The following is a 12,993-nucleotide window of genomic DNA, read 5'->3' as shown; positions in this document are numbered from 1 at the left end:
CACCTGTCAGACGGGCATGGCGAGCCATTCGTCGATGCCGCGCAGGAGCTCGGCCTTGAGCCGCTCGGGGGCGAACGAGGCCGTCACCGAGGCGGCGGCCAGCTCGGCCAGCATCTCGTCGCTGCGCCTCGCCTGGCCGTACTCGCTGAGCAGGGAGGTCTCCCCGTCGGTGTTGAGCGTGACGAGCAGACCCTCCTCACGCAGGCGGGGCAGCGGGTGCTCGGCGTAGGAGGGCACGAGGCCGAGCAGCACGTTGGAGAAGGGGCACACCTCCAGCGGCACGCGCCTCTCGCGCAGCTCGGCGACCAGGTCGGGGTCCTCCAGCACGCGGATGCCGTGGCCGATGCGCTCGGCGTGGCCGAGGTCGAGCGCCTCGCGGACGCTGGCAGGGCCCGCGCTCTCGCCTGCGTGGTGGACCATGTGCAGCCCCTCGTCCCTGGCGAGCTTCAACACGTCGACGAAGGGCGCCAGCGGGTGGCTCTCGTCTCCCGCGAGACCGACGGCGATCACCTGCTCGTGGGCGGCGGCGAGCTTCACCGTCCGCAGCAGGCGGTCGGCGGGCCTGCGGCGCGAGTGGTCGAGGATGAGCGCGCAGCGGATGCCGTGCTCGGCCTCTCCCTCGGCCAGCCCTTCGAGGACCGCGAGCAGCGGCATCTCCAGGTCGCCGAGACGCTCACCGTGGGCGGCCGCGGTGAAGGTGACCTCGGCGTAACGGGTGCCCTGGGCGGCCTCGTCGGCGCAGAACTCGCGGGCGATCCTGCGGAAGTGCTCGGGGGTGCGCAACGCGGCGCGCACCTGCGCGTTGTGGTCGGCGAACTGCTTGAAGCCGGTGAAGACCTCAGGCCGCCGCGAATGAACCCCCAGCTCCCGCAAGGTGGCAGGGCGAACCGTGCTCTCCAGGTGAACGTGCAGGTGGGCCTTCGGCAGCAGCGCGATGTCTCTCACTGGGGCAATTGTAGGGAGAACTCCTAGTTCAGATAGTCGCGCAGCGCCTCGGCCCTGGAGGGGTGGCGCAGCTTGGACATCGTCTTGGCCTCGATCTGCCTGATGCGCTCCCTGGTCACGCCGTAGACCTTGCCGATCTCGTCGAGCGTCATCGGCTTGCCGTCGGTCAGGCCGTACCTCATGGAGATGACGCCCGCCTCCCTGTCGGACAGGCTGTCGAGGATCTCGAGCAGCTGGCGGCGCATGAGCGTGAAGGAGACCTGCTCGGCAGGCGAGGGGGCCTCGGAGTCCTCGATGAGGTCACCGAGCTCGCTGTCACCCTCCTGTCCCAGCGGCGTGTGCAGGGAGATGGGCTCGCGGGAGTAGCGCTGCACCTCCACCACCCTGGCGGGAGGGAGCTCCACCTCGACGGCGATCTCCTCGGGGGTGGGCTCGCGCCCGAGGTCGGAGACCAGCCGCCGCTGCGCCGAGGCCACCTTGTTGATGAGCTCGACCATGTGGACGGGGATGCGGATGGTCCTCGACTGGTCGGCCATCGCCCTGGAGATCGCCTGCTTGATCCACCAGGTGGCGTAGGTCGAGAACTTGAAGCCGAGGGTGTAGTCGAACTTCTCGATGGTGCGGATCAGCCCGAGGTTGCCCTCCTGGATGAGGTCGAGGAAGAGCATGCCGCGGCCGGTGTAGCGCTTGGCGATGGAGACCACGAGACGCAGGTTGGCCTCCAGCATGCGCTGCTTGGCCAGCTCGCCGTCCTCCGCGATCCACTCCAGGTCGGCGCGGAGCTCGGCGGACAGGAGCGGCTCACTGTCGAGCCGCTCGCGGGCGAACAGCCCTGCCTCGATCCTCTTCGCCAGCTCGATCTCCTGCTCGGCGGTGAGCAGCGGGACCTTGCCGATCTGCTTGAGGTAGTCCTTGACCGTGTCGCGGGTGGCGACGCGGACGTCGTCGAGATCCAAGGTGGCCGTCATTCGATCCTTTCCAAACTTGGGACGGACATAACTTTAGGGTCGATCGCCCCTGGCGTCAACCTAAAATGATGTCGAACCTAAAATTTTGTGAGAGGGTGAGGCCCATGAGCATCGAGACCGTGGGTTTGCGTGAACAGAAGAAGCGAGAGACCAGGCAGTCCATCTCTGACCACGCTACCCGCCTGTTCGTGGAGCGCGGCTTCGAGCGGACCACGATTTCCGACATCGCCACCGCGGCGAGGGTCGCGAAGATGACCGTCACCAACTACTTCCCCCGCAAGGAGGACATGGCGTTCGACCACCACGAGGCGTTCGTGGCCTCGCTGGCGCTGACCGTGCGCGAGCGGCGGAGCGGTGAGTCCGCGCTGGCGGCGCTGCGACGGGCCTTCGTGGACGCGGTACGGCGGCGCGACCCCGTGATCGGGTTCGCGCCGCCGCCGTTCGCCCGCATGATCGCCGACAGCCCCACGCTGGTGGCGCGCCTGCGTGACCTGCACGAGCAGCGGGAGGACGCGCTGGCCGCCGAGCTGGGCGGCGACCTGACGGCCAAGGTGGCCGCCGCCCAGCTGGCGGGGGTGCACAGGGTGCTGTTCGCCGACCTGATGCGGCGCACGCTGGCGGGCCAGGACGCCGACGTCATCGCCGCCGCACTGGAGGAGTCGGCCGGGCGCGCCTTCGACCTGCTGGAGCCCGCGCTCGGCGGCTACGCCGTCGAGAAGCCGTAGCCCCTGGCGCCGCTCACTGCCCGTGCGAGGCGGCGCCCTCCCCCGCCGGCAGGATGCCGGCCACCAGCGCGCGAAGCGCGGCCAGCGCCTGCTCGGGGTCGACCCGCTCGGGCGCCAGCAGCCACTGCTGGTGGACGCCGATACCCGCGCCGATGATCGTGACGGCCAGCGCCTCGGCCGACAGCCCCTGCGGCAGCGGCAGCCGTTCGAGCCAGCGCCTGCAGTGCTCCCGCAGAGTGTTGTGAATCTCGACGTAGCGGCCACGGATGGGTGAATCCGGCTCCAGCGCCTCGACCAGGAGCGTGACGAAGAGCTTCGTGGTCGGGAGCGCGAACATCATGCCGGCGCCCCGGTTCAGCTGCTCGAGACTCGCCTCCTCTCCCGGCTTCTCGGCGAGGCTGTCGCGGACCATCGCCACCGAACGCTCGAGCACGGCCAGCAGCAGGCCCTCCTTGCTGCCGAAGTGCCACGGGATGGAGCCTCTGCTGATCCCCGAGCGTTCGGCCACGTCGACGAAGGTCGTCTGCCGGTAGCCCTTCTCGGCGAACAGCTCCGCCGCCGCGGCGAGGATCAGCTCGCGGCTCTCGTTACTGGTCTGCTCTCGTCGTGTTGTCACGCCACCTCCTCTGTGCTAACAATCATAATCTATGTTGACCAACACAGGAGAGGGCCATGCGATTCGTGACCTATGGCACCGATGACGGTGACCGCGCCGGAGTCCTCAACGGTGAGCTCGTCCACGCCCTGCCGCCCGGCACCACCCTGCTCGGGCTGCTCGGCCCGGACCTCCGGCAGGCAGGCGAGCGGGCGCTCGCCGAGCCGGACGAGGTCGTGGCGCTGGCCGACGTCAGGCTGAAGGCCCCCATCCCCAGACCGCCGTCCATCAGGGACTGCCTGTGCTTCCTCGACCACATGCGCGGTTGCCTGAAGGCCACCGGGGCGCCGGGAGTCCTGGAGACGACCTGGTACCAGATCCCGGCCTTCTACTTCGCCAACCCCGCCACCGTCATCGGCCCCCACGACGACGTGCCCATCTCCCCCGGCAGCGCCTGGTTCGACTTCGAGCTGGAGATCGGCGCGGTGATCGGCGCCGCGGGCCGCGACCTGACCCCTGAGCAGGCCGTTGAGCACATCGCCGGCTACACCCTGATGTGCGACTGGAGCGCCCGCGACCTGCAGGGCCTGGAGAGCCAGCTCAAGATCGGCCAGGCCAAGGGCAAGGACGGCGCGACCACGCTGGGACCGTGGCTGGTCACCCCCGACGAGCTGCCCTTCGGCCCGGACGGCAGGCTCGCCCTCCACGTGCGCGCCGAGGTCAACGGCGCCCTCGTCGGGCAGGGTCGCACCGACGCGATGGACTGGTCCTTCGGCGAGGTCGTCTCCTACGCCTCCCGGGGCGTAGAACTCCAGCCTGGAGACGTCTTCGGCTCAGGCACCGTGCCCGGCTGCTGCCTGATCGAACATCTCGACTTCGGCGACCTGGCCGCCTTCCATGGCTGGCTCAAGGACGGCGACGTGGTGCGGCTGAGCTCCGAAGGGCTGGGCGAGGTGCGTCAGACCGTGCGGGCGAGCGCCGCTCCGCACCCGCTGGCCCCCAGAGCCGACCCCGCCGCCGTGGTCAGGCCGCCCCGCAGCAACCCGGCCCGCTCCGCCGTGCCGTACACCAGAGGGTTGCACCAGGTGGGAGCCGGCGTCTGGGCGTGGCTGCTGCCCGACGGCGGGTACGGCAGGAGCAACGCGGGGCTGGTCGCGGGCGACGGCGCGTCCCTGCTGGTCGACACGCTCTACGACCTGCCGCTCACCGCCGAGATGCTCGCCGGCATGCGGCCGCTCACCGACCTGCACCCGCTGAGCCACGCCGTGCTCACCCACGCCAACGGTGACCACACCCATGGCGGCCAGCTGCTGCCCGGCTCGGTGCGCGTCGTCGCCGCCGAGGCGACCGCGCACGAGATGCGCGCCGAGATGGCCCCGGAGCTGACGACGGCTCTGCAGGTGATGGACCTCGGGCCGGTGCTCACGCCGTACCTGCGTGACCGTTTCGGCGGCTTCGACTTCGGCGGCATCCGCCTGCGGGAGCCCGACCACACCTTCGACCGGCGGCTCACCCTCGACGTGGGCGGTCGCGAGGTGCGCCTGCTCAACCTCGGACCCGCCCACACCGAGGCCGACACGGTGGTGCACGTGCCTGACGCGGGCGTGCTCTTCGCCGGCGATCTGCTGTTCGTCGGATGCACGCCGATCGTGTGGAGCGGCCCCATCGCCCACTGGATCGCCGCCTGCGACACGATGATCGGCCTGGACGCGCCGACCGTCGTGCCCGGCCACGGGCCGGTGACCGATCCCGACGGGATCCGTGCCGTGCGCGACTACCTCGCCCACGTCGTCGAGCAGGCGGACGCCGCCCTCGCCAAGGGCCTGGACCTGCGGGAGGCGATGTTCGCGGTCGACCTGGCCGAATACGCCGACTGGCTGGACGCCGAGCGGGTCGTGGTCAACGTCTACCAGCGCTACAGGGAGATCCACCCCGGACAGCCCGAGATCGATAGGTTCGCACTGTTTGCCCTGATGGCCGAATGGCAGGCCACCCGCTCATGAGGCTTCCCGACACCGCTCACACCACACGCCCCTGGCGGATCCACACCCTGGCACCAGACTTCCGGCTCGAGGACGTATGGGAGCTGCCCACACCCGGCGGTCCAGGGGACCTGGAACGGCTCGTGCGTCAGATGTCCACCGGCGAGGGCCGCTTCTCCGGTGCCACCAGGGCGCTGTTCGCCTTGCGCTGGAAGCTCGGCGAGCTGTTCGGTTGGGACCGGCCCGAGACCCGCGTCGGCGCGCGGGTGGAGACGCTGCGCAACCGGCTGCCCGCCGACCTGCGTGACGGCCCTTCCGGGCCTGACCTCGCCGCCGTGCCGTTCACCTCGGTCTATCTGACCGACACCGAGTGGGCGGCGGAGATGGCCAACAAGACCGTGCACACCGTCATGCACATCGGCTGGGTGCCCGGCCCCTCCGGCGGCCACCACGGGCAGATGGCCGTGCTGGTCAAGCCGAACGGGCTGTTCGGCAGGGCCTACATGGCCGCGATCAGGCCCTTCCGCCACCTGGTCGTGGACCCGGCACTGGTGCGACTCATCGGACGCGGCTGGCAGAGGAGAGCGTCATGAAGGTCGGAATGATCGCAAGCCACTATCCGCACGCCTCCCACCGGGAGGAGTTCATCGCACGGGTGCACCAGGTCGCCGAGGTGTTCCGGGGCGCACCAGGGTGCCTGTCGGCCGAATGCTGGCTGTCCGACGACGCGGTGATCTCGCTCGTGCAGTGGGAGTCGGAGGAGGCGTGCGCCGCGTCGCTGGTCGCGGTGCAGGCGGCGGAGGTCGATCTGGCCTACGACGAGCGCGAGGCACGGCCCCGCGAGATCGTTCGCGTCGTGGCCGGCTGATCTCCGGTTGAGCGCGGGCCCGCGTCCTTCTCCTTCACGACGGGCCCGCGAAACCCGGCCGAGTCTTGGCGAAGGCCAGACCCCGGCCGGCGGTTGGCTTACCTAGGCTTTGGCCATCGGGCCAGTCGTCACGGCGAGGAGGCCGAGGTGAGCACTGGAATCTCCGCGGATGTCTCGAACGCCCAGTACCTACCGATCGCCGACCACGGCTTGATCGGAGACCTGCGTACGACGGCGCTCGTGGGCGCGAACGGCACGATCGACTGGTACTGCTGTCCGAGATTCGACTCTCCCAGCGTCTTCGCCGCCCTTCTGGACAGCGACAAGGGCGGGTCGTTCGAGCTGGCCGCCGAGGTGCGGGCGACGACGAAGCAGTTCTACTTTCCCGACACGAACGTCCTGATCACCCGGTTCTACGCCAACGACGGCGTAGGTGAGATCCAGGACTTCATGCCCATCGCCGATGAGTCGCCCGAGCCCGGCCGTCATCGGCTGATCCGGCGAGTGACCTGCGTCCGCGGATCGCTCCCGTTCCGCGCGCGGGTGGCGCCGCGGTTCGACTACGGGACCCAGCCGCACACGCTCCGCCTGACCCAGGGCCAGGCGGTCTTCGAGTCGCCCTCCCTCTCTCTCGCGCTGACCGCCACCGTGCCGATGGAAGCCGACGGCGTGGACATGTGGGCGGAGTTCAAACTCCATGAGGGCGAACATGCCGTTTTCGCTCTCGACCGGGTCGGCGACGGTGTCGCACTCCGCTCGTGCCCGATCGCCGAGGCCGAAGAGGAGTTCACCGCCACCGTGGCGTTCTGGCGACGATGGCTGTCCGCGTCGCGCTACCGCGGCAGGTGGCGCGAGACGGTCCACCGTTCCGCGCTGGTCCTGAAGCTGCTCACCTACGCACCGACCGGCGGCATCGTGGCCGCGCCGACGACCAGTCTGCCGGAGGAGGTGGGCGGCGAGCGCAACTGGGACTACCGCTACGTGTGGGTCCGCGACGCCGCCTTCTGCGTGTACGCCCTGCTCAGGCTGGGCTTCACCCAGGAGGCCGAGGCGTTCATGCGCTTCCTGACGGCGAACGTGTGCACCTGCCCGCCCGGCGACTCGGGTCCCCTGCAGATCATGTACGGCATCGACGGACGCAGCGACCTGCCCGAACGCCGGCTGGACCACCTCGAGGGCTACCAGGGCTCCTGGCCGGTCAGGGTAGGGAACGCCGCCGTCGGCCAACTGCAGCTCGACATCTACGGCGCGCTGATCGACGCCGTCTACCTCTACGACAAATGGGGCAAGCCGATCTCCAGTGGCGACTGGGACTACGTCAGCGGCCTGGTCGACTGGGTCTGCGACAACTGGGACCAGCCGGACGAGGGCATCTGGGAGACCCGCGGCGGACGCAAGGACTTCCTGTACTCCCGGCTCATGTGCTGGGTGGCCATCGAACGCGCCATCCGCATGGCGGCCCACCGCGGCCTGCCCGCCGACACGGCGAGGTGGCAGCGCACGCGCGACACGATCTACCGGCAGATCATGCAACGCGGCTGGTCGGCCGAGCACCAGGCGTTCGTCCAGTACCTCGGAGGCGACGTCCTCGACGCCTCGGTACTGATGATGCCGCTGGCGAAGTTCATCTCGCCCACCGACCCGAAGTGGCTGTCCACTCTCACGGCGCTCGGCGACCGCCTGGTGTCCGACTCGCTGGTCTACCGCTACGACCCCGCAGCGAGCCCGGACGGGCTGCGGGGCGTGGAGGGCACGTTCTCGATCTGCTCGTTCTGGTACGTCGAAGCGCTCGCCCGCGCCGGACGGCTCGACGAGGCTCGCCTGGCCTTCGAGAAGATGCTCACCTACGCCAACCACGTCGGCCTCTTCGCCGAGGAGATCGGCCAGGCCGGTGAGCAGTGCGGCAACTTCCCCCAGGCATTCACCCACCTGGCCCTGATCAGCGCCGCCTTCAACCTGGACCGCGCCCTCGGCTAGGTGTACTGCCCAGGGACGTTGGTCAACCTGGTGATGGGTGGTTTGCCGCCGGTAGCGGTGTGGGGCCGGTGGTGATTGTAGTGATGGAGCCAAGCCGGTAGGGCTTTGCGGCGTGCTCGTTCTGAGGTGTAGAAGCGCCCCAGGGCCCAGCCGTCTGCCAGGGTGCGGTGGAAGCGTTCGACTTTGCCGTTGGTCTGAGGGCGGTAGGGGCGGGTCTTCTTGGGCCGGATGCCGAGTTCGGCGCACGCATCACGCCAGGCGTGGGATTTGTAGGCCGATCCGTTGTCGCTGAGCACCCGCTGGATGGTGACACCGCGTTCGGCGAACCAGGCAACGGCGTTGCGCAGGACGTCGATCGCGGTGGCGGCTCTCTCATCGTCACGGATTTCGGCGTAGGCAACGCGTGAGTGGTCATCGACGACGGTGTGCACGAAGGCGGTGCCGATGCGGGGCTCATAGCGGGTGTTGCGGGCGCCGGTGCGGCGAGCGGTGGCCTCTCGGTTGCGCTCGCCTTGGACTCTGCCGAGGTAGCGCCAGCCGCCGCCATCGGGGATGTTGCCGAGTTTCTTGACGTCGACGTGCAGCATCGCGCCGGGCCGGTCGTGCTCGTAGCGTCTGATCGCCTCGCCGGTGGCGCGGTCGATGTGTGAGAGCCGGTTGATCCGGCACCTGCTCAGGACGGCGTGCACGGTCGAGGCCGGCATGCCGAGCCGCCCGGCGATCTGGACCGGGCCCAGACGCTGCTTCCATCGCAGGTGCACGATCTTGCGTACTACCGGCTGCGGCGTCCTGGACGGGCTGCGGTGTGGCCTGGAGGACCGATCGGCCATCGCGGCCGCACCGTGCTGGGCGTAACGACCGGCCCACCGCTTGGCGGTCGGCCAGGACACGTCATAACGCTCCGCGGCTCTGGCGATCGGCCAGCCGTCATCGACGATCAAGCGCGCCAGCCGAAGACGTGCGCGAGGAGTCAAAGCGGCATTAGCGTGGGACACGAAGGCCTCCTGTTGGCGGAGCGGTTCCTAGACAGCTCCACTCCACAACCGGAGGCCTTCGTCATCGCAGATTCAGACCATGTCGTCACACAATCTCAACCAACCTGCCTGGGCAGTACAGCTAGGGCGTGTTTCATAAACCGCGGAGCCACTCGTTGATCGCAGCGATGGTGAGTGTGGCCTCGAAGCGGACAGCGAGCTTGTCGTACCGCGTAGCCATGGCACGGTTCTGTTTAAGCTGGTTGATGCCACATTCCACGGCATGACGCCGACGGTAGAGGGCGGCGTCGAAGGCTGGAGGCCGCCCGCCCTTGGAACCCTTCGCGCGCCGGTGAGCGTCCTGGTCGGCCTTACTCGGGATGCATGCCTTGATCCCACGCCGGCGCAAATGGTCGCGGTTGGCCTTGCTGGTGTAGGCCTTGTCGGCCAGGACCCGATCGGGACGAGTCCGGGGCCGGCCACCACCAAGACGGCTGATGCGGATCTTGTTCAGCACTGGGATGAACTGCGGGCTGTCACCCCGCTGACCGGCCGTCACCAGCAGGGCCAGGGGTTTGCGGCCCTGCTCGCAGACCAGGTGTGTCTTGGTGGTCAGCCCACCGCGTGAACGGCCCAACGCATGACCGTCCGGTTCGCTGTGCACCCCACCAGGCGGTTCCTTCTGCAGGTGACCGTCCCGGCGTGCCCCAGCGGCATGCTGGTGGGCCCGGCTGATCGTGGAGTCCACACTCGCCGTCCAGCCGATCTTCCCGGCGGCGTCCGCGTGCGCCTGCAACGCTGCCAGGATCTTCGCCCAGGTGCCATCACGCTGCCAGCGGCGGAACCGGCCATACACCGTTGACCAGGGCGCATAAAGCTCAGGGACGTCCCGCCACGGCGCGCCGGTCCGAATCCGCCAGCGGATCCCGTCGATCAACTGCCGCCTGCTCCATTTCGGCGGACGACCGCGGCCCGAAGGGGCGGGTAACAGCGGTTCCAGCGCTGCCCATTGCCCGTCGGTCAGGTCGTGCCGCCTCGTCACCGCTACGCTGGCCACGAGGTCTCCGGTACTTGGCTCTTCTTGGTCGTTGAACCAACTACCGGAGGCCTCGTCGTTTATCGATGACCGCCACGCCGCAAGCCCTCAAAGACCCTTTTGGAAACACGGCCTAGACCGTTTCGTTCGGGACGAAGCCGGGAGTTCCGTGTGCAGGCGTTCGGCCGCCACGAGCCTTCCTGTCCACCCTCGCCGGCCACCGCACCAGCTAGGCCACGAGGGAGAAGCCTTCGGGCGGCGTGTTCAAGGTGAGCATCGACGAGGGCGAACGCGCGGGTGTGATGAGCCGCCGGGAGCGGCTGCGGGTGCAGACGAGCCGGGAGATCAAGGCCATCGCGCTGCGGCAGATGGCAGAAGGGGGGCCGGAGCGATCTCACTGCGCGGCGTCGCCCAAGAGATGGGGATGACCGCTCGCGCGATCTACAGCTACTTCCCCACTCGGGACGACCTGATCACGGCACTGATCAGCGGAATCGCCGCCTCGCTCGCAGAGGCGGTGGAGACCGCCAGCAACGCCGTGCCCGACACCGACCCCGGCGGCAGGCTGCTGGCGTGGGGCCAAGCCCTGAGGGAATGGACGCTGGCTCACCCGGAGAGCTTCCGGCTCTTCTACTGCCACCCCATCCCCGGCTCCAGCCCCTCGAGGACGGGCCGGTGGAGCAGACGGCACGCCGGGTGTGCCGTGAGCTCACCCGCCTGGTGGCCGCCGCGTGGCCCCACGCCCGGCACCACCAGCCCGAGGACGCCTCCTAGTCCGACCTTCACCCGGACTACGTCGCGAAGATCCAGGCAGACCTCCCGAACGTGCCACCTGCCGCAGCGGCGCTCGCGCTGCGCGTCTGGGGACGGATGCACGGCCTGGTGGCCCTGGAGATCGACGGCCACATCCATCCCGTCGCGGGCAACCCGGCCGCCCTGCACCGCGCCGACATGCTCGACCTGGTCAGGTCGCTGGGCCTGACTGTCTGACAGCCGGATCGTTGTCCTGGTGTGGGTCCGGAAGTGGCTGCGCCCATTGCTCCCGCGCACCGGCTGTGGTCGGCTGACGGCACCTGCAGCGTTTGCTGCGACAGGTCCAGGCCGCGGCGCACGAGACCTTTCACCAGCTGCCGCGTGGTCACCAACGAGCGCGAGCCAGCACGCCGGCCAGTTCCGGATTGTTCCAGCCGTCCACGACAAGGACCTTCGACTTGGGGAGGTACCACTCGCGCTGGGTGAAGCGCTTGACCGTCTTGCCGGTCTTGAAGGAGTAGCACTCCCCCGCCCACTCCCTGTACTGGGCCTTGCGCGCACCCAGCGGCCGGAACGCGTTCACCAGGGGCTTGTCCGAGAATCGCTCACCGTGGTCGGTGTCCGACCTGAACCGGCAGGCGCTCACGCCGGTCCCGGGCGCGAAGGGCCGGTCGGTGCGGTACTCCTTCATGTCACCCGAGGGCTTGATCATCTTGGCGCCCACCAGCTCGAATCCCGCACAGTTGACCTTGTTCTTGCCACACTTCTCGGTCGTGACCGTCAGCCAGTCCTGGCTGACGGTGAGGCGACGCACGATCCATCCGTCGGGCACGGTCAAGGTCATGCCGTCGAAGGTGATCGTCCTGGTCTGCGCCGCAGCCGGAGCGGCGGAGGCCGAGGCAAGGAGTGTCGCCAGGGCCGCGGCAACCGTCATCGTCTTGATCATGCGTGATTAGAGTGTCGATCTTCCCGAAAAGTTGCGATTCGCCGCAGCATCGGCGGTGGCACCATCGAACGCTCTTTCCGCGCGTAACGGGTGGTGAGATCCCCGAGGCAGGATGGGGATCGACATGGGCCCCGCCGGGGGTTGGATCGAGGTCGCTCACACCGTCTCTCCGGCCCCGGCGAGGTCATATCGAAGGAGAGGGCGGGATAGCCTGCCTGCGGTGCCTCGAACCACGTGACCGGAGGAGTCGATGCTGGGATGACGGCAGGGCGACCGATGCCCACACAGGACGACGTGCTCGGGTACTTCAACACGTTGTCGAACTGGGGACGATGGGGCGACGACGACGAGCTGGGCACTCTGAACCACATCACCGACGACGTCAGGCTGGCGGCGGCGCGGGCCGTGCGCCACGGCAGGAGCGTGTCGTGCGCATGGGAGGTAGCCGTACCGGAGGAGATGGAGCGGTCGACGACGACGTGCCCGTGCGCCGCCGACATGCCGGGCGCCGAGGACATGCCCGTGCCCGGATTCCGCAACGACCGGCGCTGGGGCTTCTCCTCCGAGCGGCTCGGCGTCACGTTCCATGGCAACACCCTCACCCACGTCGACTCGCCGTGCCACATCTTCTGGGACGGCACGATGTACAACGGGCGGTCGCACTCGCTGGTCGACGCCGCAACGGGATCGGCGTGGGCGGCCGTCACGGCGGCGGCGAACGGGATCATCACGCGTGGTGTCCTGCTGGACATCGCGAGGGTCCGCGATGTGCCGTGGTTGGAACCGGGGCAGGGTGTGTTTCCCGACGATCTCGAGGAGGCCGAGCGTCGCCAGGGTGTGCGGGTGCGATCCGGCGATGCGGTACTCCTGCGGACCGGCTATGGCCGCGTCCGGCACGAGGCCGGTGACGCTGGCGGTTTCACGCAGGCCGGGTGGCACGCGTCCTGCCTGCCGTGGCTGCATGAACGGGAGGTCGCGCTGATCGGCGCTGACACCCCCCAGGACGTTCAGCCGTCGGGGTACGAAGACGTGTTGATGCCGGTTCACGCCGTGAGCCTCGTCGCGATGGGTCTGTGGATGCTCGACAACTGCGACCTGGAGGCGTGCGCGACGACGGCCGCCGAACTCGGCCAGTGGGACTTCCACCTCGCGGTCGCGCCGGTCCGCTTCGCCGGTACGTCCGGCAGCCCGGTCAACCCGATCGCCACCTTCTGACCGCGGTTC

The 12,993-nt window shown here is 69.0% G+C and carries 12 protein-coding genes and 1 pseudogene; 7 read left to right on the top strand and 6 right to left on the bottom strand.

The genetic code is table 11. The features are described 5' to 3' along the window. Positions 1 to 6: 6 nt before the first annotated feature. Together add and FHR33_RS00160 are read right to left on the bottom strand one after the other, a co-directional pair. The gene (gene add, locus FHR33_RS00165) at positions 7 to 945 is read right to left on the bottom strand and encodes an adenosine deaminase (protein WP_183641747.1); all 939 of its coding nucleotides are present in this window, start codon (positions 943 to 945) and stop codon (positions 7 to 9) included. Positions 946 to 968: 23 nt separating this feature from the next. Continuing rightward, positions 969 to 1,877: pseudogene (locus FHR33_RS00160) on the bottom strand (RNA polymerase sigma factor); the annotation flags it as partial. 140 nt (positions 1,878 to 2,017) lie between these two features. On the opposite strand from FHR33_RS00160, the gene FHR33_RS00155 reads away from it, so the two are divergent. Beyond that, a complete protein-coding gene (locus FHR33_RS00155) occupies positions 2,018 to 2,638 on the top strand; it encodes a TetR/AcrR family transcriptional regulator (protein WP_183641741.1) in 621 nt (206 codons plus the stop codon). Positions 2,639 to 2,651: 13 nt separating this feature from the next. On the opposite strand, the gene FHR33_RS00150 is transcribed toward FHR33_RS00155, so the two are convergent. Next, on the bottom strand, positions 2,652 to 3,254 hold the full coding sequence (locus FHR33_RS00150) for a TetR/AcrR family transcriptional regulator (protein ID WP_183641738.1): 603 nt from the start codon (positions 3,252 to 3,254) through the stop codon (positions 2,652 to 2,654). 56 nt (positions 3,255 to 3,310) lie between these two features. Here FHR33_RS00150 and FHR33_RS00145 point away from each other — a divergent pair, with 56 nt between their 5' ends. The 4 genes from FHR33_RS00145 to FHR33_RS00130 all read left to right on the top strand — a co-directional run bounded on the left by FHR33_RS00145 (position 3,311) and on the right by FHR33_RS00130 (position 8,060). Continuing rightward, positions 3,311 to 5,236, top strand: a complete 1,926-nt coding sequence (locus FHR33_RS00145; protein WP_183641735.1) for a fumarylacetoacetate hydrolase family protein — start codon at positions 3,311 to 3,313, stop codon at positions 5,234 to 5,236. Continuing rightward, positions 5,233 to 5,808 (top strand): DUF2867 domain-containing protein, encoded by a 576-nt coding sequence (locus FHR33_RS00140; protein ID WP_183641722.1) that lies wholly within the window; start codon positions 5,233 to 5,235, stop codon positions 5,806 to 5,808. The genes FHR33_RS00145 and FHR33_RS00140 overlap by 4 nt, the downstream gene beginning before the upstream one ends. Continuing rightward, positions 5,805 to 6,083: an antibiotic biosynthesis monooxygenase family protein gene (locus tag FHR33_RS00135; protein ID WP_183641719.1), complete on the top strand. Its 279-nt coding sequence runs from the start codon at positions 5,805 to 5,807 to the stop codon at positions 6,081 to 6,083. The genes FHR33_RS00140 and FHR33_RS00135 overlap by 4 nt, the downstream gene beginning before the upstream one ends. A 147-nt stretch (positions 6,084 to 6,230) precedes the next feature. Further along, a complete protein-coding gene (locus FHR33_RS00130; protein WP_183641716.1) occupies positions 6,231 to 8,060 on the top strand; it encodes a glycoside hydrolase family 15 protein in 1,830 nt (609 codons plus the stop codon). Here the strand turns inward: FHR33_RS00130 and FHR33_RS00125 are convergent. Both FHR33_RS00125 and FHR33_RS00120 read right to left on the bottom strand, forming a co-directional pair. Next, positions 8,057 to 9,055, bottom strand: coding sequence for an IS481 family transposase (locus tag FHR33_RS00125; RefSeq protein ID WP_183641713.1), 999 nt, complete (start codon positions 9,053 to 9,055; stop codon positions 8,057 to 8,059). The genes FHR33_RS00130 and FHR33_RS00125 overlap by 4 nt on opposite strands. A 133-nt stretch (positions 9,056 to 9,188) precedes the next feature. Further along, positions 9,189 to 10,076: an IS5 family transposase gene (locus FHR33_RS00120; RefSeq protein WP_312895989.1), complete on the bottom strand. Its 888-nt coding sequence runs from the start codon at positions 10,074 to 10,076 to the stop codon at positions 9,189 to 9,191. 819 nt (positions 10,077 to 10,895) lie between these two features. Between FHR33_RS00120 and FHR33_RS49605 the strand changes: the two genes are divergently transcribed. Then, positions 10,896 to 11,060 carry a WHG domain-containing protein gene (locus FHR33_RS49605; RefSeq protein ID WP_312895288.1) on the top strand — a complete coding sequence of 55 codons (165 nt, stop codon included), beginning with the start codon at positions 10,896 to 10,898 and terminating at the stop codon, positions 11,058 to 11,060. Between the two features lie 148 nt (positions 11,061 to 11,208). Here FHR33_RS49605 and FHR33_RS00110 read toward each other — a convergent pair whose 3' ends face one another. Continuing rightward, positions 11,209 to 11,769, bottom strand: coding sequence for a hypothetical protein (locus tag FHR33_RS00110; protein WP_183641706.1), 561 nt, complete (start codon positions 11,767 to 11,769; stop codon positions 11,209 to 11,211). 276 nt (positions 11,770 to 12,045) lie between these two features. On the opposite strand from FHR33_RS00110, the gene FHR33_RS00105 reads away from it, so the two are divergent. Further along, a complete protein-coding gene (locus tag FHR33_RS00105; RefSeq protein WP_183641704.1) occupies positions 12,046 to 12,984 on the top strand; it encodes a cyclase family protein in 939 nt (312 codons plus the stop codon). Positions 12,985 to 12,993 lie beyond the last annotated feature (9 nt).

The sequence above is a fragment of the Nonomuraea dietziae genome (assembly GCF_014195505.1).
In the GTDB taxonomy this organism is placed as follows: Bacteria; Actinomycetota; Actinomycetes; order Streptosporangiales; family Streptosporangiaceae; genus Nonomuraea; species Nonomuraea roseola.
Note: the sequence above shows the minus strand (reverse complement) of the source record. Positions and strands in the feature narration are given on the sequence as shown.